Source organism: Methanolinea mesophila, from assembly GCF_017873855.1.
In the GTDB taxonomy this organism is placed as follows: Archaea; Halobacteriota; Methanomicrobia; order Methanomicrobiales; family Methanospirillaceae; genus Methanolinea_B; species Methanolinea_B mesophila.
The window spans coordinates 2,214,221-2,237,003 of record NZ_JAGGKR010000001.1 but is presented as its reverse complement, the minus strand read 5'-3'; the positions used below and the strand labels follow the sequence as shown (position 1 = coordinate 2,237,003).

The window sequence follows — 22,783 nt, the reverse complement described above, 5'->3', positions numbered from 1 at the left end:
GGAGTGATAAAAAAGGTGGTCCCTGCTACCAGATAAGATATAGGGAGCCCGTGAGGGTCACACCCAGCCGCGGAGCCGCATGGCCGAGACGACACGGCTCACGGCGATGGCATACGCCGCCTGTCGCCAGGGGACATTATCCGAGGCGACCAGATCCCTCACGGCATTGTAGGCTTCAATCATCTTCTTTTCAAGCCTCTCATGGATCTCCTGCTCGTCCCAGTGGTCCAGGTTTGTGTTCTGGACCATCTCGAAATATGAAACTATTACCCCGCCGGCATTGCACAGGAAATCGGGAAGGACGATGATGCCCTGTCGTCTCAGGTGCTCGTCGGCCTCGTTGTCCACCGGGCCGTTCGCAAACTCGGCAACGACCTTCGCCTTGATCCGGTCCATGTTCCCCTGGTTGATCACCCCTTCCATTGCGGCGGGGATGAGGATGTCCACCCCGAGCTCGAGGAGTTCCTTGTTGGTGATATTCTTCGATCCGGGGAAATCCCTCACCGAACCGGTCTTTTCCTTATAAGCAAGGACAGCCCTGGTATCAAGCCCGCCCGCGTTGAAAATACCCCCGCTGCTATCGCTCACCGCCACGATCCTGCACCCGTGGAGTTCCTGGCCCAGGACGGCGGCAAAAGAGCCCACATTCCCGAATCCCTGGACCGCGACCGTTGCACCTTTAAGGTCCAGCCCGCGGTCCCTTGCAAGTGCCCCGACGACGTGCCACCCCCCTCTGGCAGTGGCGTCAAGCCTTCCCTCCGACCCCTGGAGGGAGAGGGGTTTTCCGGTGATGACACCGAACGTGGTCCGGCCGGCGAAGAGGGAATACTGGTCCATCATCCAGGCCATGACGTCCTGGTCGGTATACATGTCAGGCGCAGGTATATCCCGGTCAGGGCCGATGATCTGGCAGATCGCCTGGATATACGCACGCGAAAGCATTTCCAGTTCCTTCCTGGAGAGTTTTTTCGGGTCGCAGATGACCCCTCCCTTCGCCCCGCCGAGGGGGAGGTTATGGAGCGCGCACTTCCAGGTCATCAGGGCGGCGAGCCCGCGGACGGTGTCGATATTCTGGCGGGAATGGTACCGAATCCCTCCCTTGGTGGGGCCGAGCGCGTCGTTATACTGCACCCGGAACCCCTTGAACGCCTGTATCGTCCCGTCGTCCATCCGCACGGGGACCGATACGTGCAGTTCCCGCATGGGGAGCTTCAGGAGCGCCTCGACATTTGGAGTCAGCTGGAGATCGAGAGAACAGGTGCAGATGTGCTTCTTGACCGTTTCGAAAAGGTTCGGCTCGTCGCTCATCGCCGATACCCCGGCTCATCTGCTGAAATGATGGAACGGTTCATTGTCACCCTCCTTGCTGGGGACGCATCATGATTTCGACTCCAGGATCCTCGCGATCGCGGACTGCCGGTCTTTCCCGTTCACAGGCTCCTTTTCCCTCATGTTCTCCCCGAAGGTGGGTTTCGCTGCCCTGTAGAAGACCCCGAGCCCGATCCGTCCATCGTGGTTATAGTCCCATTCCCGTATCTTCCCGCATGCCCGCTCGAAATCGGCAGGGTCGTGCGCTTCGAGGTCGTAGACCCGGGGTGTGTAATATTCGGTCATATTGTTGTAGGTTGCGCATATCTGGAGCACTTCGACGAACGAGAACCCGCGGTGATCGATCCCTTCCCGGATCACCCGCTGCAGGGAGTCCATCTTCTTCGTGTATCCCCTGGCGATGTACGTCGCCCCGCTGCAGAGCATGAGCTCCATGGGATTGAACGGCTCCTCGAAACTCCCGAGAGGCGTTGATTTCCCCCGGAAGCCCATGTACGACGTGGGAGTATACTGTCCGGTGGTCAGACCGTACACCCGGTTGTCGTGGATAATCGCGGTGATATCCACGTTGCGTTTCGCGGCGAAGACCAGGTGATCGAGCCCCTCGGCATACGCGTCCCCGTCCCCTGCACAGCAGATGACGTGCAGGTCCGGGTTTGCAATCTTGATCCCTGTAGCCACCGGGAATGTCCGCCCGTGGATGGAATAGAAACTGTTGATCTTCAGGTAGTCGGCAATCTTGGCGTGGCAGCCGATACCGCTCACCAGGACGATCTTTTCCCTCGGGATCCCGTCCTTTTCCATCCCTGCGAGGACATTTTTCAATGCAAACTCGATGGAAAAGTTCCCGCACCCGGGGCACCAGGTGTTCTTCGCGTCGGTGATATAGGTCTCGTCAGCCATGGGATACCACCTCCTTCACCCGGGCGGCGAGTTCGTCGACCGCAAAGGGACGCCCGTCGTATTTCAGGATACGATGGTCTACCCGGATCCCGAACCGGGAAAGCAAAATTCCCAGCTGTCCCGTGGAATTGTCCTCTATCGAGATGATCCTCGATGACCCGTGTATCGCGTTCCGGAATTGCGCCTCGGGGAACGGCCATAGGACAAGGGGCTGCACCACCCTGAGCCCCAGATCGTCCCCGACCTCACCCGCAACCCCCTTGTTCGATCCCCAGCAGAGGAGGACGTCCGGAGATGAGGGGTTCCCGGATACCCTGACCGCGTCGAGTTTCTCCACCTCTTTCTCCAGCGTCAGGCCTTTCCTCTCCCGTTTCTCCACCATCCGCACGGTGATGTCTGCGTCTTCGGTGGTGATCCCGTCTTCGTCGTGCACGTACCCGTTCACTTTTATCACCGCCCCGGGGGACGGCGGGAACATTGCCGGGGAGATGCCCGACGGAGTCGGGGCATACCGCTGATACGGCCCGCCAACCGTTTCGGACGGGGGGGCGAGCCGGGGGATGTCCACCATGTCGTCCGCATAGCTGTAGGTCCCCTCGCAGAGTGTCTTGTCGACCAGGATGATGGCCGGCACCTGGCAGTTCCAGGAGATCTGCATCGCTACCGCGGAGAGCGCTGTCGCCTGTTCCGCGTCTCCGGGGGCCACGATAAGGCGGGGGAACTCCCCCTGCCCCGCGTGAAGGGCGAAGAAGAGCTCGCTCTGGGCGGTGTAGGTAGGAAGCCCCGTGCTCGGCCCGGTCCTCTGTCCGAGCACCACGGTTACCGGGACCTCGGACATTCCCGCCAGGGAGAATCCCTCGGTCATCAGGCAGAACCCTCCGCCGGAAGTGCCCACCGCAGTCTTCTTCCCCGTGTAGGCAAAGCCGAGGGCCATCAGGATCACCCCGATCTCGTTCTCCGGGTGGACCACCTGGATCCCGGTCTCCTTCTGGACCCCGGCAAGGAAATGCAGCACGTTCGAGGCGGGGGTCATGGGATAGGCCACGTACGCGTCCATCCCCCCGCGGATCAGCCCGAGGGCGATCGCCTCGTTTCCTGTCAGGAGGGGTGCCGGGTTCCCGGGGAGGCGGGGGACGCTGTTCCTCGGGCTCGCCGCATCGTACCCCCGCCTGGCGACCCTGAGGTTCAGGTCCAGCGATTTGGGGATGTGCCGTTCGAACACCTCCCGGAGCGTCTCCCAGGGGATCCCGGCCGCACAGGCGAATGCACCGATAATGCACGAGTTCCCCATCACGTCCGGTGCCTTTTCCCCGGCGAGAATGGTATCGATATCCACCGGAATCCCGTCTGGATACTTTACCTTGTACGAGTCGTACACCACGGTCGTGTCGTCGCCGATGAGTTCCGGGTGGAGATCGACCGAGTCCTGGTTCAATGCCAGGACAAAGTCGCAGTGGTTGCGATGGGCCCCGGTCTTCTTCGCACAGGCACGGACGAGTGAAAAATTGTGCCCGCCCTTTATCAGGGAGGGATAATCGAAATAACTGTAGACCGAGTATCCCATCCGGTTGAAGAGCTGGGCCACCAGGAAGCCCGCGCTATTGATCCCGTCGCCGGCCTTCCCCCCGATAAGCGTGCTGAATTCTATCATAATGCACTCAACACACTCCAATAGGGAATGGCCTACTTATGTGTTGCGCCGGGAATTTACTATTCCCAAGAAAACGGATTTATTTCTTTTTTCCCGACTTGAGCGCACGGAGCCGGTCCGCCTCTTCCCTGCATTCCAGCCGGAGGAGGAAGGTGCCGTAACACGGCTTGGTATAGGGAAATATCACCACGTCTCCGGAGAGCCCGATGGTGATCGGAGGGACCCCGATCATGTGTTTTTCAAAAAGAACAAAGCCCGGCTCCACATCGTAGTATTCCTGGAAATGACTCCGGATATACTCCCTGCACTCCTTGAAACTAGCATCCCGCAACAGGATGTCGTAGTTCATAGATTCGATACAACCCAATTGAGCACCTCGTCGATCTTCTTCTTCAGGGGCAAGGGGTTGTGCACCGCCTTCGCCAATATCTTTTCGCAGGGGAACTCTATCTCCGCGGCCACCTCCTCGTAATGCTCGCCATAGACGAGCACCACCATGGCTCCTTCCGAGAGGGCCTGCACCGTCGCGGCATACGTGATACCGGCGTCGTTGTGAATGAATGCGAAGTTATAATCGAAGTCGCGCTTCTTCTCGGCCAGTTCTCCCACGTACCGGTCGATATCCATCACCTCTCCCACGTAGTGCCGGTCCGGGTCCGAGACCTCGACCAGGAGCCTCGCCGCCCTGTTCCCGGCCACGGTCGGGCGGACTCCCCGCTTCCGGAGCGCGGATATGAGATAGAGCGCGATGCCGGTCTGTACCGGCACCTGCGGGCAGCCGAGCAGCAGGACCGCGGTCTTCTGTTCTGATGGGGAATTCATGTCCCGTTCTCCTCGTTTCCTGGAGGAAACACCTTCACCGGTCTAAAACCCCGGGTCCACCCGGGGTTGCCGGCAGGTCTCCGCCGTTGAGTGGTAGTGGGATCCGGGGAGAGATAAGTGATTCCAAAAACGTTCAGCACCGGTCGGGGGGGAAGAGGTCCCGGATCCGCTCCGGGTGGGTGTAGACCGTGAACCTCTGCTCACGGGAGAAACAGACCAGGGTGATGCCGGTCTCTTCGGCGGTGAGGATCCCCCGGTCGGTCGAGGCCGCACGAGATACGACGATCGGGACCCCCGCACGCGCCGATTTGACCACCATGTCCCGGGGCTGGCGGCCGGTGCATCCAAGGACGCAGCGTGAACGGTCGAGGCCGTTGAGGACTGCATGCCCGATCACCTTGTCCATGGTGTTGTGCCTTCCCACGTCGCCGCTCCTCGCCGCCATCCGGCCCTCGCAGAAGAGCACCGATGCATGTACGCCCCCCGTTTTTCTCCAGGTCTCGGTCTCGATCTCGCGCGTGATACGGAACACGTCCTCTTTCCCTATTGTATAGGACGAGTTCACCGCCGGCGGAGGGTTCCGGGCACCGAGGGACCCGGTGGAGATGATCTCCCTCATGCATTCCTCCACGACAGGTGCGGTGACGAAGATATCGTTTCCTTCGACCCTCACCCCTTCGACGCACGGGGCCAGCCCCTGGCAGACCACGAAGCCCGCACCCAGCTCCTCGAGCTGGTCCCCGCTCGCAACCATGCAGGTGAAGAGGTCCCCGTTGATGAACAGCCGGAACCTCTCCTCCCGTGCGACCTGGTCCTCGATGACCTGAACATCCCCGTCCCTCACCTGGATCGCCCGGTGGCGGTAGAGGTTCATGAAGAGGTCTCCTCGGTCACCCATCGCAGGTACGGTTCATACCCCCCGATCACCGGGAGGACGATAGCTTCCGGTACCTCATAGGAATGAATTTCGCCGATCCTCCTGATTACCGCGTCCGATCGATCGTCCGTTGTCTTGATGATCAGGAGGTGTTCTTCTTCCCTGCAGAGTTCTCCCTTCCAGTGGTAGCGCGACCGCACCGGGAGAACGTTCACGCATGCGCAGAGCCGTTTCTCCAGGAGATCTCCTGCGATCTCTTCCGACTGTTCCGGGCCCGACGTTGAGAGTATCACCACGGGTTTTGCCATCATCTCCTCCGGCGTTCGCAGGACTTGCCGGGCCCGGCACGCCTGTGCTTCCGCGCCCGCTCCTCATCCGGAACCGCTCATCTAACTGATAGGAGTACGCATACTTAAGAATTTGGTACGAAAAATCTTTGAAATGAACCGGAATCTATGAGAAAACACGGAATGCGGATATTTTCCCCGGGGCCGGGTGGCAATTTAATGAGTGAGCAGCCCAAATAGGTATTCACATGTACGCACGCCGAATGGGAGACCTGCCCCCCTATCTTTTTGCCCGCATCGACGAGATGAAGGCCAGGAAGATCAGCCAGGGCGTGGATGTGATCGATCTGGGTGTCGGAGACCCGGATCTTCCCACCCCGCCGCATATCGTGGATGCCCTCTGTACCGCAGCCCGGAACCCGGAGAACCACCATTACCCCTCCTATGCGGGCCTTTTTGCCTATCGCGAGGCAGTGGCGGAATGGTACGGCCGGAGGTTCGGGGTGGATTTAAACCCCGCATCCGAAGTCCTCGCGCTCATGGGCTCAAAGGACGGCATCGCGCATATCCCGGAGGCATTTATCAACCCGGGTGACTACGTCCTCGCGCCGAGCCCGGGATACCCGGTATACCAGACCTCCACCCTTTTCGCGGAGGGAAAGGTTCACGAGATGCCCCTCCTCGCAGAGAACGACTTCCTGCCCCGGCTGGACCTGATCCCGAAGGACGTCCGGAAGAAGGCACGCCTGATGTTCATCAACTACCCGAACAACCCCACCTCCGCGATCACCCTCCCCGGGTTCTTCGAGGAAGTGGTGGATTTTGCCAGGGAGAACGACATCCTGGTGGTGCACGACAACGCCTACTCCGAGATCGCGTTCGACGGGTACCGGGCGCCGTCGTTCCTCTCCACCGACGGGGCCATGGAGGTGGGGATCGAGATGCACTCCCTCTCCAAGACCTACAACATGACCGGCTGGCGGATCGGGATGGCGTGCGGGAATGCGGAAATACTGGCCGGACTCGGGCGGGTGAAGACCAACGTGGACTCGGGGGTCTTCAACGCGGTGCAGCACGCCGCGATCACCGCACTCCTCGGCCCCCAGCAGCCGGTGGAGGACGCCTGCAGGATCTACCAGGAACGGCGTGATATCCTGGTGAAAGGGCTCTCCGGACTCGGCTACGAGGTCACCTCCCCCAAAGCGACATTCTACGTGTGGATGGCGGTCGATGACTGCATGGGCTTTACCGCCCGGATGCTCGACGAGGCCGGGATCGTCGTTACCCCGGGCATCGGGTTCGGAAAGGGTGGCGACGGGTACGTGCGGTTCGCCCTCACCCGGTCCTCCGAACGCATACAGGAGGCAATCGAACGGATGCGGGGGATCTCGCCATGAACCTCCCCCCGCACCTCGGGGTCAGGGACGGCCACCTTACTATTGGGAGGCACGACTGCGTCTCCCTGGCAGAGCGGTTCGGCGTTCCGCTGTACGTGACCGACGAGCAGCGGATCATCTCCCGTTACCGGGAATACCGCGACGCGCTCGCCGCCTATTACCCCTACGTCCAGGTCCTCTATGCGGCAAAGGCGAACGGGAACCTGGCGGTCCTTCGTACCCTCGCCATGACGGGAGCCGGAGCCGACGTCTTCTCGTCCGGAGAACTCGTCCTTGCCCTCCGGGCTGGAATTCCCCCCGAAAAACTGCTCTTCAACGGAAATTCGAAGAGCATTGCGGACCTCGCCCTGGCGGTGGAGAAGGGGGTGGCAGTATCGGTGGACTCGCTCGACGAGCTGCACCAGCTCGACCGTGTCGCGGGAGAAGCCGGGAAGACCGCCCGGATCTCGTTCCGGGTCAACCCTGCACTCGAGGTACCCACACACCCCAAGATCGCCACCGGCCTTGCTACGAGCAAGTTCGGCATCGCCCATGAGCGGATTCCCGATGCCTACCGCGAGGCGCTCGCCTGCGGGAACATCGCACCCGTAGGTGTGCATTGCCACATCGGGTCCCAGATCCTGGCCACGGACCCGTTCGCCAGGGCATGCCGGGTAATGATCCGCATCGCCGGGGAACTTACCCGGATGGGCGTCGCCCTCGAGTTCATCGACCTCGGCGGAGGTCTGGGGATCCCTTACCGGCACGAGACCGAGGTCGCCCCCACCCCCGCGGATTATGCAGCGGCGGTGGTCCCGATCTTCCGGGACGGTGTGGAGGAGCTCGGCATCTCACCCCAGTTATGGGTCGAGCCGGGCAGGTCCCTCGTGGGCGATTCGTCGATACTTCTCACCCGGGTCAACTCCGTCAAGAAGGCGCACCGTACCTTCGTCAATGTCGATGCCGGGTTCAACCTGCTGGTCCGCCCGGTGATGTACGATGCCTACCACGAGGTGGTGGTGGCGAACAAGGCATCGTCGCCGGGAAAGGAGACATATACCATCGCCGGCCCGATCTGCGAAACCGGGGACCTCCTGGCCTCGGACCGGCTCCTCCCCGAACTCGCCGCGGGAGATATCGTCGCCGTGCTGGACACGGGGGCCTACGGGTTTGCGATGTCCTCGCAGTACAACAGCCGACCCCGCTGTGCGGAAGTGGTGGTCTCGGGAGAACGGGTCTCCCTTATGCGCCGGGCGGAGACGGTCGAGGACGTGGCGGCGGCCATGGTGACCCCGGACTGGCAGAAATAGGAGGAACGCGGCGTTGCAGTTCCACTACGCGCTGGTCGACGATCTCATCTCCAGGGAAGAGTTCGAGCGCCGTGTGGAAGAGAAGATCACCGAATGCGGCGATCTTCTCGACGAGACCGCCGCTGCCATGCTGGTCGTCCAGGACTGCGGCCGGCACCACATCAAGATACGCGGTTTTTCGGGAGGGCCGAGCCTCCTCTGTTTCTTCGGTAAGGTGGTGACGAAGTCCCCGCCCCGGGAGTTCGCCCGGCAGGACGGGGACCCCGGCCTTGTCGCGAACCTCATCCTGGGAGACGAGACCGGCCAGGTGCGTGCGGTCCTCTGGGACGAAAAAGCCGCCGCACTGGAAGAGATCGAGGAGGGAGACGTGCTCGAGGTGATCGCGAAACCTGGATCCCGCCCGGCGGAAGAGATCACCGTGCTCGCCCTCCGGAAGGCACCGTGCCAGATCGAGTGTGCGACGGAGGTTGCACGGCACCTTTCGCCTCCCGAACAGAAGGAGTGCGACCTCCTGGTCCTGGCCCTGGAACCCCCGCGGACATTCACGCGGAGGGACGGGAGTCCCGGGGAGCTGGTGGAGGGAGTGGCAGCCGACGAAGAGGGGTGCGCCCGGCTGGTCTGCTGGGCCCCCGCCCTGCTCGACGGGATCCCCGCCGGGACCCCGGTTCACGTCGCCGGGGTCCAGCTGAAGTACACCCGCAGCGGGAAGGAATACCACCTCGACGACCGCAGCACCGTCATCCCCGGTGAACACTCGATAACCCCGTCTTTTACTCCCCTCGACCGTCTGGCGGAGGAGGGATCCTTCTCGGTACGGGGATCGGTCCGGTTCGTCGGCCCGGCACGGAGCTTCGCAGCCCGGGACGGGGGGCGGTCGCAGGTACGGAATGTCGTCATAGAAGACGGGACCGGCGAGGTGAGGGTGGCACTGTGGGGCGACCGGGCATCCTGCCCCGTGGTGGCCGGCGAGACGGTGGAGGTTTATAACGCCCGGGCCAAGGCGGGCAGGTTCGGAGGGGTGGAACTCAACGTGGGGAACGGGAGTGCGTTCCTGGTGGTCGGGGGAGAGCACGGAGAAGCGGTTTCATTCGACGGGACGGTGATCGTCACCCGCCACGGTACCTTCGTCGACGACGGGAGCACCCGCTACCTGGTCGTGGGAGATCTTCCCCACGGGCAGGACGTGCATATCGAGGGGACACGCGAAGGAGTGAGGATTACCCCGGCGAAGTGCGAGCCGGTCGTGCCGGACCCTGCCGCGGTGCTCAGGCAGGCGGAGGAGTTCCTCGCCCGCCTGGAGAGTACGGGGTACCCGGAAGGATAGGCCGCATCAGATACTTTCACCCCGCATGGCGCCCAAGTATATCATAGACCCTGAAACGTGTGGTACAGAAAGAGGTGTAAAAATTGACTACAGGCCCCCTTGAGCTTGAAGATCTCCCTGGAGTTGGACCCACGACCGCCGAAAAACTCAGGGAATCCGGATTCGTGACCGTCGAGAGTATCGCCACCGCATCCCCCGTAGACCTGGCGGAGACCGCGGAGATCGGTGAATCGACCGCAAAAAAGATGATCAAGGCCGCCCGCGAACTCGTCGACCTCGGCGGGTTCAAGACCGGCAGAGACGTGTTCGAGCAGAGAAAGGAGATCCGGAAATTAAGGACACGGGTCCCCGAACTTGACGCCCTGCTCGGCGGAGGAATGGAGACCCAGGCCATCACCGAGCTCTACGGTGAGTTCGGGTCCGGGAAGAGTCAGATCGTCCACCAGATGGCGGTCAACGTGCAGCTCCCCGAGGATGAGGGGGGCCTTGCCGGCAGCGCCATCTACATCGACACCGAGAATACCTTCCGCCCCGAGCGTATCGAGCAGATGGTGCTCGGACTGGAGATCCCGGATGCCGATCCACAGGAATTCCTGCAGAATATTCACGTTGCCCGGGCCCACACCTCGGACCACCAGATGCTCATGGTGGAGAGCGCCAAGGAACGTGCGGCCGAAATGCGGAACTCCGACCGGCCGGTCAGGCTGTTCATCATCGACTCCCTCACTGCCCATTTCAGGGCGGAGTACGCAGGAAGGGGCACGCTCGCCACCCGGCAGCAGAAGCTGAACCGCCACATGCACGAGCTGTTCAAGCTGGTTGACGAGAACAATGCCGTCGCGCTGGTGACCAACCAGGTGATGTCCAACCCTGCCGTGTTCTTCGGGGACCCGACCAAACCAATCGGAGGAAATATCGTAGGGCACACCGCAACCTTCCGTATCTACCTGCGCAAGAGCAAGGGCGGAAAGCGTATTGCCCGCCTGGTCGACAGCCCCAACCTCCCCGAAGGAGAGGCCGCGTTCATGGTAGAGGAGGCAGGTATCAAGTCGTGCTGAGTGCAGTCCTGACGGATGTGGACGGCACCATCACCGATCACCGGCGGCGGATCAACACCAGGGCTGTCGAGACTATCCGGGTGTTGGTCGACCACGGGATCGATGTGGTGCTCGCCAGCGGGAATACCGCCTGCTTTATGGACGCGGTATGCCGCATGGTGGGTACCTCGGGCAATTATATCGCAGAGAACGGCGGGGTGTACCGGATCGGGTTCGGGAACGAACCCGTGGTTATAGGCGACCGGTCCGTAAGCCTCGCTGCACTTGAAACTCTGGAACACTATTACCGTGAAAAGGGGATCACCCTGGAGCGGTACAGTTTTAACTATCGTTTTGCCGACGTCGCCTTTGCAAAGACCGTCCCAACCGAAGAGGTACGTGCGGTCCTCAAAGGACAGCCGGTGAAAGTCCTTGATACCGGCTTTGCCCTGCACCTCCAGGAAAAAGGCATGAACAAGGGGGTAGCGTTCCTCGCCCTGGCAAAGGACCTGGGAATTCCTGCGTCGGAATTCCTTGCGGTGGGCGATGCCATGAACGATGCCGAGATGCTCTCCCACGCGGGTGTCGGAGTCGCGGTGGCCAATGCACAAAAGGAGTTAAAAGAGACCGCGACCATGGTCACGGAGAGTAAAAATGGTGACGGGTTTGTCGAAGCCGTCGAGAGATATTTCCCTATTTCCGTGAAAGATAACGATCAACGACGATGAAGTCCTTGATGTCCTTCACCGCCTCAAAGGACACGAACAACCTGTCGCCTTCCACCCGGTATCCGGTTGTATCGAACGAGGGATCGGGGTAGACCACGAGATCGACCACCTGTCCGGTGTCGAAATCGACCACCAGGTTTTTCAGCGTTCCGATGACCTTTCCCTCATTGGTAACAATTTTCTTCCGGGAGAGACTTCTGGCCAGTACGCGGGACATGAACAAGATTGTTGAATTATTAATATTTAAAGATGTTTAAAACCCGTTCCAGAGCGCAGGAGAGTCTGGAAAGGTCATCAGGAGAGGATATCGCGGGCCTCACGGATATCGCGGGCGGTCACGGTTTTCCGGCCCGAATGAGCGGCAAGTTTCTGGGCTTCTTTTGACACCTTTACCCCGTATTCCTCCATTATTTCCGCCAGTGCCGTCACGGCATCTGAGCTTACTCTCTCTGCACCGGTCTGCCGGATCAGGCGGCCGACAGGGGCTATAGGTAGTTCGGTCATGGGAATGTCTCACTTTCGGGTATCCCACCGGAGAACGCCGGTTGAGAGCACCTCTACTTCTATTCGGGTACAACTACAAAAAGACTGTTCCCCCCTTGAATAAAATCACATAATTCCATTGCATGGAGCAGGTTCAGAATGAAATGGGCGAAGGCATAGTTATAAAAAAAGAAAACTGGAGATTTGGTCAGAGGGACGGGAATACCTTGATAATATCCGACTGGGTGAGAATCCCCACCGGTTTGTCGCCGTCCATCACCACCAGGCGCCCGATCTCGCGTTCCTTGAACCTCCGGATGACCTCGAAGAGCTGCACATCGGAGGAGGCTTTCACCACGTCCTGGGTCATTATCCCGGAGACCGGAAGATCGAAGGATTTCTTCTCCTCCATCGCCCGTGCGAGGTCGCTCATGGTCACGATACCGAGCATCTTCCCGTCCCCCACGACGGGGGCACCATGGATATGACTGCTGTTGAACAGGTGCAGGGCAAATGCCAGGGTGTCCCCGCTCTTCAGGGTGATCAGGGGTGACGACATGTAGTACCTGATCGGCTTCTTCGGCAGGGAGATCATCTCCGATGTGGAGATGAGCAGTGTCGACCCTGTCTCATCTTTTCCGTATACCTCTCCCCTTACCAAAAGTTTGTTCACCGGGGTGGGGCCGATGGTGATTGCGTCACCGATCTCGAAGATCTTCAGGCTCCCGATGATCTTCGCGCTTGCCTGGCATATGTCCGGATGGCAGAGCGTGATAAATGCTATCTCCACCACTTTGACGCCGGGTACCTGCTCCCCGTTCCGGAAGATGGGCACTTCGTACTCCTTGTCGGAGATATTCAGGTTCAGTTCCTTATACGCCCTTCCGGTAGGATTGTAACCCCCTTTGGGCCCTGGAATGCCGTCCACCAGCCCGATGGTCTTTAAGGCCTGCATCTGGTTTCTGACCGTGCCCGGGTTCCGCTTGATGACCTCGGCGATCTCCTCCCCCTTGATGGGATGGGAGTGCTGGTGATAAAGGGTGATAAGGGTGATGAGGATGTCCTTCTGAATAAGGGACAAATCCATAATGGTTTATCCTATGCGTGGGCATATATAGATTGGGTTGAAATCTCGTGGAGTTCGAGAAGATCCCCACAATTCCCACCGCAGACGAGATTCTGGACGTCAGTTTCCGCAGGGCTGCCTCGAAGATGAGGCTGAAGCAGAACAAAGATCGCGCCAACGAGGAGTTTGTCAGGTCCGTCAACCAGGCAGTGCATGACCGCCTGGTCCGGATAATGCAGGCTTTTCCCGATTTTGAAACTCTTCCTGTATTCTACAGGGAGGTCGTCGAGATCCTCTGGGGCATGGACAGGATACGGCAGGCGCTGGGAGGAGTGGGCTGGGCCGCCCGGTGGGCAAGAACCCACGGGCCGGGTCTGACATATCAGACCAGAAAGGCTGAAGATACGGCAATATTGAGAAAACGGGCCGTGGCACGTCTCTCATCGGTAGTGCACCAGATCAACGGGGACCTGGTGTTCTTAAACGAGGTACGGAACGTGCTCCGGAAGCTCCCCCACGTGGGCGACGAGTTCACCGTGGTGGTGGCGGGATACCCCAACGTGGGGAAATCCTCGTTTATCCAGATGGTATCGACCGCCTCACCGGAGATCGCCTCCTATCCCTTCACTACCAAAGGGATCATCGTAGGGCACCGGGAAGTGGGACGGGACCGCGTCCAGTTCATCGACACCCCGGGGGTTCTCGACCGCCCGGCGGCGGACCGGAACGCGATCGAGCGCCAGGCACTCACTGCGATAGTGAACCTTGCCGATGTGGTGCTCTATATCCTTGATCCAAGCGAGCACTGCGGATATTCGCTGGAAGAACAGGTCCGGTTGCAGCACGAGATTGAGGAGATGGTGGACGTCCCGGTCATCGTGGTGGCGAACAAAACGGATCTCGGATACTTTGACGGGTACATCAATATGTCCACGGAGAGCGGCGACGGGGTATTCGAGGTCGTGGACACCCTCCTTGCATACAAACCCGAGCCGGTCCCGGAAGAGTGCGTGGAAATCCAGGAATAATTCTTTTTTATCAGATCTGATCATTAAACGGCCCGGCCTTGTTTCAAGAGCCGGACCTTGCAGTTATAACGGCCGGAACGATTCCGGTCACAGTTGGAGGTTACAGAACGGTGACGAGGTAACCGATTAAAAATCCGATTATCGCCCCGCCGTTGATGGGTGGGAGACCTGCCTGCGGCTTTCCCTTGATCACGTAGGAGAGCAGGAATATCAGTCCCAGGACAGACCCGATCATGGCTCCCAGTGCCGGTACGCTGATCGGCCCGAGACGGACCGAGGCGGTATACACGTTGGCGGAGACCACCAGGATGGAGGGCATGATCAGGTCTCCCATTCCGATAAGAAACGCACTACGCTCCCCTTCGCCGGTAGTATCGAGTCCGTCGCGCCGATACGAGTAATCCTTCTTTTTGGGAACGATGAAGAGGATGGGACTCTTCAGGTTCACCACCCCTTCGGCAAGGGTGAGCATGTGCTTGGTCCGGTATACCGAGATCGCGTCGTACACGGCGAGTGCCGCGAGAAGGAGGACAACGGGGATCACGTCGAGGGAGATCCCGAATATCGATGCCGCGCCCGCGGCGATCAGCAGCCCGAGCGTATCGAGGACGTACCATTCGGGATACAGGTACAGGACCACGGTCGCTGCGATCGAAGCAGCAAGTGCGAGTACCGACCCGGTAAGGGTGTCACCCATCAGTACGAACGTGATTCCCGAGAAGATGTAAACAAAGGTGAAAAATATGGAGATCAGGATGATGGCCTGGATCACCTTTTCAGCCTTGTACCGGATGAGCAGGAGAAGCAGCCCGGTGAACACCAGGAGAATGGCAATGAAAATCAGGGGATTTACCAGCGATTCCGGGTTTTCGAATACCACGATCCCGGCATCGATGAGCGGGAGGGAGAGCAGTATCGCTCCGACTTCGACTATCACCAGCATCACCGGCATGGCAAGAAGAGGCATTATTCTCCCGAAATTCATGGTATTTCCCCTGATTATGAGTTAGTTTAATTAATAGGTGTTCATCATGTAAAAACATGGATGTACGGGAGTACGCAGGAGATATTATCCTGGTGGCGGTGCTGGTCATCTCCGCGGTGGTCCTCATCTCCAGGCTGTATTACGACCTGATCGTAGTGACCTCCGGATTTCTGATGGCGCTCTCGCTCGGGCTTTTCCTGCTCATGATCCACCGGAAGATCCGGGTGATCGAGCAGAACATGATCAACAGGGAGCGGATGATCAGGGTCAACCTGGAGGAGATATCTGCCAAGATGGCGCATAAGTATGACAGCACGATCGCGCATATCGACGGCGTGGTAGAAGAGTTTTCCCGGCGGGTCTACCGGTAATTCCAGGAGTACACACAAAATGGGCGTCGCGTTACGGGACATCATCGCCGATTACAAGGTTCCGGTCACCTGGGAATCGCTCGGGGGAGTTGCGGTGGTGGATGCCCATAATGCCCTGTACCAGTTCCTCTCGATAATCCGCCAGCCGGACGGGACCCCGCTGATGGACCACCGGGGCAGGATCACCTCGCATCTTTCCGGGATCCTCTTCCGCACGGTAAATTTCATGGAGAAAGGAATCCGGACCGCGTACGTATTCGACGGGAAGCCCCCGGAACTAAAAAGCGAGACTGTCGCCCAGCGGAGATCGGTGCGGCAGGAAGCGGGGGACCGCTGGCAGGAAGCCCTCGAGAAAGGGGATATCGAGGAGGCGTACAAGCAGGCACGTTCTTCGTCGAGGATCGACGACCAGGTGCTGGAGACCTCGAAGAAACTTCTCGGGTTGCTGGGAATCCCCATAATACAGGCCCCGAGCGAGGGGGAGGCCCAGGCGGCGGCCATGGTGGCTTCGGGGAACGCCAGGTACGTCGTCTCCCAGGACTACGACACCCTCCTCTTCGGGGGACCTGCTCTCGTCCGGAACCTGACCGTGAGCGGGAAACGGAAGGTCCGCGGCCGGACGATCACCATCAGCCCGGAACGGATCCAGCTCCAGGAGGTCCTCGCCGGGCTCTCCGTCACCAGGGAACAGCTGATACAGATCTCGATCCTGGTAGGCACGGACTTCAACGCAGGAGTCAGAGGGATCGGGGCGAAAACTGCCCTCAAGATCGTGCAGAAAGGTGATTTCGCCTCAACGATGGCCGGGAAGCAACCCGAACTGGACTATGATCCGATAATGGAATTCTTCACCTCCCCGCCGGTCACCGACGATTACGAGCTTGCATGGCAGCCCCCCGATAAGGAAGGGATTGTCGCCATGCTCTGCGAGGACTTCGATTTTTCTGAGGACCGGATTAGGAAGGCGCTGGAAGGTATGGGCGCAAAGACCGGGCAGAAGACGCTGGATGCCTGGTTCTGATCTCTTTCACGATTCTGTGAGAAGAGCGTGAGAGCCTGGATATTCTGAACTGTCGTAAGTCCAGGCTCTTTTTTTATGGTACTTGAAATTGAGCGAGAACGGACAAGGACAAAATTTTACCGAAATATCGTGTCGGGGGCTGCCGCAGGGACGGCGGGGAAGCCCCCGAGAATGTCACGTGGATAAGGATGTCAACAAAGTGGAAAAACGCCTATAAAATCTTTATTTCTTCTCCCCACCCTTCCCCATTTCCCGCCAGGTGAAGATGAAACGCTGCAGTGCGGTAATGTGCCCCATTATCCCGAAGACGAGGAGCAGCCAGGCGAGGAGGGTGAGGCCGAATATCGGGTCGGGGAACGCGAGCTGCAGGAACCCAGCGACAAGGATCAGGACGAGCCGGTCCGCTCGCCCGAGCACGCCCCCGTAGTTCCGCCCGACTCCCACCGCCTGCGACTGCGTCCCCAGGTACGAGGACATCAGCACCCCGGTGAGCGCAAGGACCCCGATGGGCCATGGAGCGAGGCCTCCGGCAAAGATCCCGACGATGATGAAGATGTCCGCGTACCGGTCGATAACGTGGTCGAGGAAGTCCCCTTTCGGGCTCTGGATGTTCATGGCTCTTGCGAGCGCCCCGTCGAGGGAATCAAAGACCGCGTTTAAGAGGACCATGAGGGTCCCGACCAGCACGTTCTCGTAAAAATATGCGACTCCAGCAAATCCGGCCACGATGAAGGATCCCACGGTTAGGATATTGGGGGTGAGCCCCAGTTTGAGGGAGACCGCTATCAGCGGCTTGAAATAGTCCTTCACATGGGGGCGGAACTGGTCGAGCGTCATGATAGGTGTGGCAGGATCCTTCCTACGGTTTCAGGTACGCCGACCAGTCGATCGTCCCGAACGAGGCGGGCAGTTCTCCTTTTATGAAACGTTCGATACAATCGGCGCATTCCCGGATATCCTTATCTGTCGTGTCCAGTTCATATATGTGACTGCCATGGTGCTCCTCGAGGGTCTCGATCAGGATCACGTCGAGCGCCTCGGCCTCCACGTTCTCCCTGATCTTTCCAGGAGTATAGTTCCGGAGAGTGAGCCGTTTCTCGAGTACGTCGGGCCGGCAGCGGAGGACCACCACCTCGTCGCAGGGGAGCAGGTGTGCGAGCTGCCCCTCGACGAACCCTTCCACCGGGGTAAACCCGGCGACCCACCGCTCCTCGTCGATCACCAGGGTATCCCGGGTCACGTCCCGCTCGATCACGTAAGGGTCCATCGTGTCCCGGAGGTGGACCACACGATATCCCCGGCCCTCGAGTTCCCCTGCAATCGAGGTCTTTCCGGTTCCGGGAGTGCCCGTGATGCCGTACATCATAGGTTTCGCACCGCGGAGAGGAACAGTTCGTTCTCCCAGTCCTCGCCGATGCTCACTCTGACGTAGTGATCGGGAAGCCCGCGGAAGCTCCGGCAGGACCGGACTATAACCCCCTGTTCCGCGAGCAGTTCCACCGCCTGGTCACCGGTGTGCGGTGCTACGTCCACCATCACGAAATTGGCTCCGGAGGAGGTGACCGGGAGAGGGCACTCCCGTACGAAACGTTCCCGCCAGACGGCGACACGGGCTACGGTCTCCTCGACGTGCGTCCGGTCGAGGAGTGCACCCCGGGCCGTCTCGGACGAAACGGTGTTCAGGGTAAACGGGGTCGCGGCCCGGGTATAGAAGGGCGCGAGCCATCCGGGAACGAACGCGTATCCTATCCGGAGCCCAGCGAGGGAATACACCTTGGACATGGTCCGCCCGATGATCAGGTTTTCGTACTTCTCCAGCAGGGGGAGATAGTCGACCCCGGAAAACTCCACATAGGCGTTATCCAGGAAGAGCACCCCGTCGATACCCTCCAGGATGGTTTCCAGTTCTCCGGGTGGAGTCATGGTGCCGGTGGGGTTGTTCGGGGTGCAGAGGAACGAGAGTTTCGCACCCCTGCAGGCCCGGACGAAAGTCTCCGCGTTCACCGAAAAATCCGCATTTCTCCGGACTTCCTCGACTCTTGCACCCTGGGCGACCGCTGCGAGCCGGTAGAAGGAGAACGTGGGGACAGAGATCGCCACCCTGTCCCCGGGGTCCACGAGAGTGCGGATCACGGTCTCGATGACCCCGTCCATTCCTACCCCGGTCACGAAGTGGTAGTCCCCGTAATGGCGTTCCAGGGTATCGAGCAGGGACCTGACCTTCTCGTCGGGATACCTGTTCACGCGCTGCAGGGCCTGGCACCCGAGCTCCACCGCCAGGGGAGAGGGCGGGCGCGGGTTCTCGTTGCTCGCGAGCCTCGCAATCCGGGAAAGCCCCCGCTCTTTTGCGATCTCCTCCGCCTTTCTGGCGAAGACATAGCCCTCGCTCCGAAAACACTCCCTAACCAAGCGCTCCATTGATCACTCCGACCGCCTGGTCGATCTCCTCCGGCGAGATGACCAGAGGGGGGACCAGCCGGAGGTTTCCATCCGCCGCACAGTTGACCAGGACCCCGTTCTTTGCGCACTCCTTCTGCACCCCGGGGCACCTCTCACCCACGGGAACGCCGATCATCAGCCCCCTGGCGCGGGGACTGTGGGCGGAAAGTCCCTTCCTGAACCGCTCCCCCTTCGCCGCAACCCCGGGGAGGACTTCCCGGATGACCTCGATGGTCGCGAGCGCCGCAGCGCACGCGAGAGGGCCGCCCGCGAAGGTGCTCCCGTGCTGGCTCGTCTTGAACTCGAGCCCTTCCCGGGCGACGAGCGCCCCCATGGGGAAGCCGCTCGCGATGCCTTTCGCAAGGGTGACCAGGTCGGGCCTGACGTTCGTATGCTGGATTGCGAGCCATTTACCGGTCCTCCCCATGCCTGTCTGCACCTCGTCGACGATCATCAGCGCACCGTGCGAGTCGCAGCATTCCCTGACACCCTTCAGGAAGTCGTCTCCGGGAATTATCACCCCGGCCTCGCCCTGGATGGGCTCCACGACGACTGCGGCGGTCTGGTCGTTCACCGACCTGCAGAGCCCGTCGAGATCGCCGTACTCGACGAAGGTGCAACGGGGTTCGAGGGGCATGAAAGGCTCCCGTATGGCCGGCTTATGGGTCACCGCGAGGGAGCCCATGGTCCTTCCGTGGAACCCGTGGGTAAAGGCCACGAAGTCTTTCCTCCCGGTGGCGATCCGCGCGAGTTTGATCGCGCCTTCCATCGCTTCGGCTCCCGAATTGGAGAAGAATGCCTTGTGCATCCCGGTAATCTCCACCAGGACCTTTGCCAGTTCTCCCTGGTGCGGGACGTAGTAGAGGTTCGAGCAGTGGATCAGTTCCCGGGCCTGGTCGCAGATTGCCCTGACCACGCGGGGGTGGCAGTGCCCGGTGCTGCAGACCGCGATCCCTGCCACGCAGTCGATATACTCGTTCCCGTCGGCGTCCCAGACTTTCGACCCGAGCCCCCGGGTGAGCATGATCTCCCGGGAGAATGCGGGCATATAGTACCGGGCATCCAGTTCCCGGTATGAGTTGCTAATTTCCATTATTCACCTGATGATTGTGTTATTCGTATTCGATCGTGGCGGGAGGCTTGGAGGTGATGTCGTAGACCACCCTGGCGACGCTGGGGATCTCGGAGGTGATCCGGGAGGAGATCCGTTCCAGCAGTTCGTACGGGAGGTGGAGGGGGTCGGCCGTCATCCCGTCCCGGGAGTTGACCGCCCTGACGGCAATGATCCAGCCGTGCACCCGGTTGTCGCCCTTAACCCCGGTCCCGAGGCCGAGGACCGCGGCGAAACACTGCCACGGGCGGTATTTCTCTATCAGCTCCTCCTCGACGATCTGGTTGGCTTCCCTGGCTACCGCGACCTTCTCCGGGGTGACCTCCCCGAGTACCCGGACGGCAAGCCCCGGGCCTGGAAAAGGCATCCGGTGTTGGATCTCCGATGGAAGGCCGAGCGCCCCGGCCACCTCGCGTACCTCGTCCTTGTAGAGATCCCTGATAGGTTCGAGGACTTTCGTGAATTCCATGTGGAGCGGCATCCCCCCCACATTGTGGTGGCTCTTTATCCCCCCCTCGCTCTCTATCCTGTCAGGGTAGATGGTCCCCTGGAGAAGATATTTTGCCCCGGTTTTCCGGGCCTCGCGCTCGAATACCCGGATGAACCGCTCCCCGATCACCTTCCTCTTCTCTTCGGGGTCGCAGACTCCCATGAGCGCCTCGAAGAACTCGTCTCCGGCCCTGGCGACGTGGAGGTTCATGTCACCGAAAAGATACGATATCCTCTCGGTCTCCCCTTTGCGCATCAGGCCGGTGTCTACATAGATGGGGACAAGGCGGTCGCCGATCGCGTGTGACGCGAGCGCGGCGCAGACCGAGCTGTCCACGCCGCCCGAGAGCGCGATCACCACCCTTTCGTCTCCTGCTTCCTGCCGGATCTCCTCGGTGGCCTGCGCGATAAACTTCTGTGCATTCACCATTGTTGCTCTTACCTCCTGCCCGCATCCGCCCTGCAGGCCTCCACGAACCCCAGGAACGGGGGAGAGGGCCTGGCCGGCCGGGAGCGGAATTCGGGGTGGAACTGCGTTGCCATGAAGAAGGGATGGCCCGGCAGTTCCAGGATCTCCATCCGGTTTTTATATACTCCGGCAAAGACGACCCCCGCTTTTTCCAGCTGGGCGAGATACTGGGGGTTGACCTCGTACCGGTGCCGGTGACGTTCCACGATCTCGGCCTTCTTGTAAAGGTCCATTGCCATAGTACCTTCGCGGATGGTGACCGGGTAATTACCAAGCCTCATTGTCCCCCCGAGGTCCGTGACCGACTCCTGCTCCGGGAGGATGGCGATCACATGCCTGCCATCGCCGAACTCGGCACTCGTCGCATCTTCCCAGCCGATGACATGCCGCGAATATTCCACCACCGCGAGCTGGAACCCCAGGCACAGCCCGAGGAACGGGATGTTCCTCGTCCTGGCAGTCCTTATCGCGTCTATCTTCCCCTCGATCCCTCTCTTGCCGAATCCTCCGGGCACGAGTATCCCGTTGAACTCGCGCAGCTGGTTCTCTTCGCACCGTTCCGCGTCGAGCCAGGTGATCTTCACCTCGGTGGACAGGGCCCGCCCGGCGTGTTTTAAGGCCTCCTTGATGGAGAGGTAGACGTCCTCTATCCCGTATTTGCTCACGATCCCCACGCTGACCCTGCTGGTATATTCCCTGGTCACGACGTGGTACCAGTCTCCGGAGACCTCTCTCTTCTCGAGGCCGAGGTGCCTGGAAAGGACGTCCGGAAGACCTTCCTTTTCCATCTCCATAGGCACCTGGTAGATGTCGGGAACGGTGGCCGCGCTGATCACTCCCTGCTGGGGAAGATCGCAGAACTGGGAGATCTTCCGCTTGGTGTGGGTGCCGATGGGGCGCTCGCTCCTCCCGACGATGATATCCGCATGGAGCCCAAGTTCACGCAGGGTCTTGACCGAATGCTGGGTGGGTTTGGTTTTTAAATCGCCCATAGTATCCTCGGGGATCAGGGTAACGTGGAGCAGTACGGTCTCCGTGGGGAGCAGTTCCCCCCTCATCTGGCGCACGGCCTCGAGGAAGGGCATGCTCTCGATGTCTCCCACGGTCCCTCCGACCTCCACCAGGCAGATGTCCGCCTTCCCGTTCGCCGCACCGTCCTCTCCCGCGGCACCGCGGATGCAGCTCTTGATCTCCTCGGTGATGTGGGGGATTATCTGCACCGTCTCGCCAAGGTAGTCACCGCGGCGCTCCTTCTCGATCACGCTGCGATAGACCTTCCCGGTAGTGATGTTGTGAGACGCGGAGAGCTCTATATCCAGGAATCGTTCGTAATTTCCGAGATCGAGGTCGACTTCGCTTCCGTCCGCGAGTACGAACACCTCACCGTGCTGCGCCGGGTTCATGGTCCCGGCATCGATATTCAGGTAGGGGTCGATCTTCACCGCGGTCACCTCGTACCCCCGGTTCTTCAGAATCCGCCCCACCGATGCCGCCGTGATCCCTTTTCCAAGGCCGCTCATCACTCCCCCGGTGATAAATATATATTTCACAGTATTCCCACTTCCCGCATAATCGGTTCAGATGACAGTACTACTGGGAAATAAAAGAAGATAGTTGTATTCCAGCGGTATGTGGAGTGCCGGCGTAACCTCTCCCCGGGGCTGCGGTCGTCAGATG

The 22,783-nt window shown here is 60.2% G+C and carries 25 protein-coding genes; 8 read left to right on the top strand and 17 right to left on the bottom strand.

Annotated elements, in window-relative coordinates:
* Nucleotides 1-57 precede the first annotated feature (57 nt).
* From J2741_RS10665 to cutA, 7 genes are all read right to left on the bottom strand, one after another.
* Nucleotides 58-1,308, bottom strand: a complete 1,251-nt coding sequence (locus tag J2741_RS10665) for a Glu/Leu/Phe/Val family dehydrogenase (protein ID WP_209675235.1) — start codon at nucleotides 1,306-1,308, stop codon at nucleotides 58-60.
* Nucleotides 1,309-1,377: 69 nt separating this feature from the next.
* Entirely contained in the window at nucleotides 1,378-2,232 is an 855-nt protein-coding gene (locus J2741_RS10660; RefSeq protein ID WP_209675234.1) for a thiamine pyrophosphate-dependent enzyme, read from the bottom strand.
* The gene (locus J2741_RS10655) at nucleotides 2,225-3,883 is read right to left on the bottom strand and encodes a 2-oxoacid:acceptor oxidoreductase subunit alpha (protein WP_209675233.1); all 1,659 of its coding nucleotides are present in this window, start codon (nucleotides 3,881-3,883) and stop codon (nucleotides 2,225-2,227) included. The genes J2741_RS10660 and J2741_RS10655 overlap by 8 nt, the downstream gene beginning before the upstream one ends.
* 79 nt (nucleotides 3,884-3,962) lie before the next feature.
* A complete protein-coding gene (locus J2741_RS10650) occupies nucleotides 3,963-4,232 on the bottom strand; it encodes a DUF1894 domain-containing protein (RefSeq protein WP_342452261.1) in 270 nt (89 codons plus the stop codon).
* Nucleotides 4,229-4,705 (bottom strand): DUF1890 domain-containing protein, encoded by a 477-nt coding sequence (locus tag J2741_RS10645; protein ID WP_209675231.1) that lies wholly within the window; start codon nucleotides 4,703-4,705, stop codon nucleotides 4,229-4,231. Before J2741_RS10645 ends, J2741_RS10650 begins: the two co-directional genes overlap by 4 nt.
* Nucleotides 4,706-4,838: 133 nt before the next feature.
* Nucleotides 4,839-5,579, bottom strand: coding sequence for a formate dehydrogenase accessory sulfurtransferase FdhD (gene fdhD / locus J2741_RS10640; protein WP_209675230.1), 741 nt, complete (start codon nucleotides 5,577-5,579; stop codon nucleotides 4,839-4,841).
* Nucleotides 5,576-5,893, bottom strand: a complete 318-nt coding sequence (gene cutA, locus J2741_RS10635; protein WP_209675229.1) for a divalent-cation tolerance protein CutA — start codon at nucleotides 5,891-5,893, stop codon at nucleotides 5,576-5,578. Before cutA ends, fdhD begins: the two co-directional genes overlap by 4 nt.
* Before the next feature lie 224 nt (nucleotides 5,894-6,117).
* Here cutA and J2741_RS10630 point away from each other — a divergent pair, with 224 nt between their 5' ends.
* The 5 genes from J2741_RS10630 (at nucleotide 6,118) to J2741_RS10610 (ending at nucleotide 11,644) form a co-directional block, all read left to right on the top strand.
* A complete protein-coding gene (locus J2741_RS10630; RefSeq protein WP_209675228.1) occupies nucleotides 6,118-7,266 on the top strand; it encodes an LL-diaminopimelate aminotransferase in 1,149 nt (382 codons plus the stop codon).
* Nucleotides 7,263-8,555 carry a diaminopimelate decarboxylase gene (gene lysA / locus J2741_RS10625; protein WP_209675227.1) on the top strand — a complete coding sequence of 431 codons (1,293 nt, stop codon included), beginning with the start codon at nucleotides 7,263-7,265 and terminating at the stop codon, nucleotides 8,553-8,555. The genes J2741_RS10630 and lysA overlap by 4 nt, the downstream gene beginning before the upstream one ends.
* Before the next feature lie 13 nt (nucleotides 8,556-8,568).
* Nucleotides 8,569-9,879 (top strand): OB-fold nucleic acid binding domain-containing protein, encoded by a 1,311-nt coding sequence (locus J2741_RS10620; protein WP_209675226.1) that lies wholly within the window; start codon nucleotides 8,569-8,571, stop codon nucleotides 9,877-9,879.
* An 83-nt stretch (nucleotides 9,880-9,962) separates the two neighbouring features.
* Entirely contained in the window at nucleotides 9,963-10,937 is a 975-nt protein-coding gene (gene radA, locus J2741_RS10615; RefSeq protein WP_209675225.1) for a DNA repair and recombination protein RadA, read from the top strand.
* Nucleotides 10,931-11,644, top strand: a complete 714-nt coding sequence (locus J2741_RS10610) for a phosphoglycolate phosphatase (RefSeq protein WP_209675224.1) — start codon at nucleotides 10,931-10,933, stop codon at nucleotides 11,642-11,644. The genes radA and J2741_RS10610 overlap by 7 nt, the downstream gene beginning before the upstream one ends.
* Here J2741_RS10610 and J2741_RS10605 read toward each other — a convergent pair.
* The 3 genes from J2741_RS10605 to J2741_RS10595 form a co-directional block, all read right to left on the bottom strand.
* Nucleotides 11,610-11,861 carry a PRC-barrel domain-containing protein gene (locus J2741_RS10605; RefSeq protein ID WP_209675223.1) on the bottom strand — a complete coding sequence of 84 codons (252 nt, stop codon included), beginning with the start codon at nucleotides 11,859-11,861 and terminating at the stop codon, nucleotides 11,610-11,612. The genes J2741_RS10610 and J2741_RS10605 overlap by 35 nt on opposite strands.
* A 77-nt stretch (nucleotides 11,862-11,938) precedes the next feature.
* A complete protein-coding gene (locus tag J2741_RS10600; protein WP_209675222.1) occupies nucleotides 11,939-12,148 on the bottom strand; it encodes a histone family protein in 210 nt (69 codons plus the stop codon).
* A gap of 187 nt (nucleotides 12,149-12,335) precedes the next feature.
* On the bottom strand, nucleotides 12,336-13,214 hold the full coding sequence (locus tag J2741_RS10595) for a CBS domain-containing protein (RefSeq protein WP_209675221.1): 879 nt from the start codon (nucleotides 13,212-13,214) through the stop codon (nucleotides 12,336-12,338).
* Nucleotides 13,215-13,261: 47 nt separating this feature from the next.
* Between J2741_RS10595 and J2741_RS10590 the strand changes: the two genes are divergently transcribed.
* Nucleotides 13,262-14,221, top strand: coding sequence for an NOG1 family protein (locus J2741_RS10590; RefSeq protein WP_209675220.1), 960 nt, complete (start codon nucleotides 13,262-13,264; stop codon nucleotides 14,219-14,221).
* A 100-nt stretch (nucleotides 14,222-14,321) separates the two neighbouring features.
* Here J2741_RS10590 and J2741_RS10585 read toward each other — a convergent pair whose 3' ends face one another.
* Complete coding sequence (locus tag J2741_RS10585; RefSeq protein WP_209675219.1) at nucleotides 14,322-15,206, bottom strand: presenilin family intramembrane aspartyl protease PSH; 885 nt, start codon at nucleotides 15,204-15,206, stop codon at nucleotides 14,322-14,324.
* 56 nt (nucleotides 15,207-15,262) lie between these two features.
* Here J2741_RS10585 and J2741_RS10580 point away from each other — a divergent pair, with 56 nt between their 5' ends.
* Both J2741_RS10580 and fen read left to right on the top strand, forming a co-directional pair.
* On the top strand, nucleotides 15,263-15,577 hold the full coding sequence (locus J2741_RS10580; protein ID WP_209675218.1) for a hypothetical protein: 315 nt from the start codon (nucleotides 15,263-15,265) through the stop codon (nucleotides 15,575-15,577).
* A 19-nt stretch (nucleotides 15,578-15,596) separates the two neighbouring features.
* Complete coding sequence (fen, locus tag J2741_RS10575; RefSeq protein WP_209675217.1) at nucleotides 15,597-16,598, top strand: flap endonuclease-1; 1,002 nt, start codon at nucleotides 15,597-15,599, stop codon at nucleotides 16,596-16,598.
* Between the two features lie 222 nt (nucleotides 16,599-16,820).
* Here the strand turns inward: fen and J2741_RS10570 are convergent, their stop codons facing one another.
* Genes J2741_RS10570 through J2741_RS10545 form a run of 6 tightly spaced genes read right to left on the bottom strand, consistent with a single transcriptional unit; the run spans nucleotide 16,821 to nucleotide 22,656 of the window.
* Nucleotides 16,821-17,435, bottom strand: a complete 615-nt coding sequence (locus J2741_RS10570) for a CDP-alcohol phosphatidyltransferase family protein (RefSeq protein ID WP_209675216.1) — start codon at nucleotides 17,433-17,435, stop codon at nucleotides 16,821-16,823.
* Nucleotides 17,436-17,457: 22 nt separating this feature from the next.
* Nucleotides 17,458-17,964 carry an adenylate kinase family protein gene (locus tag J2741_RS10565; RefSeq protein WP_209675215.1) on the bottom strand — a complete coding sequence of 169 codons (507 nt, stop codon included), beginning with the start codon at nucleotides 17,962-17,964 and terminating at the stop codon, nucleotides 17,458-17,460.
* Nucleotides 17,961-19,016 (bottom strand): pyridoxal phosphate-dependent aminotransferase, encoded by a 1,056-nt coding sequence (locus J2741_RS10560; RefSeq protein WP_209675214.1) that lies wholly within the window; start codon nucleotides 19,014-19,016, stop codon nucleotides 17,961-17,963. Before J2741_RS10560 ends, J2741_RS10565 begins: the two co-directional genes overlap by 4 nt.
* Nucleotides 19,000-20,130 (bottom strand): aspartate aminotransferase family protein, encoded by a 1,131-nt coding sequence (locus J2741_RS10555; protein ID WP_209675213.1) that lies wholly within the window; start codon nucleotides 20,128-20,130, stop codon nucleotides 19,000-19,002. The genes J2741_RS10560 and J2741_RS10555 overlap by 17 nt, the downstream gene beginning before the upstream one ends.
* A 19-nt stretch (nucleotides 20,131-20,149) precedes the next feature.
* Complete coding sequence (gene guaA / locus J2741_RS10550) at nucleotides 20,150-21,067, bottom strand: glutamine-hydrolyzing GMP synthase (RefSeq protein ID WP_209675212.1); 918 nt, start codon at nucleotides 21,065-21,067, stop codon at nucleotides 20,150-20,152.
* Nucleotides 21,068-21,075: 8 nt separating this feature from the next.
* A complete protein-coding gene (locus J2741_RS10545) occupies nucleotides 21,076-22,656 on the bottom strand; it encodes a CTP synthase (protein WP_209675211.1) in 1,581 nt (526 codons plus the stop codon).
* Between the last annotated feature and the right edge of the window lie 127 nt (nucleotides 22,657-22,783).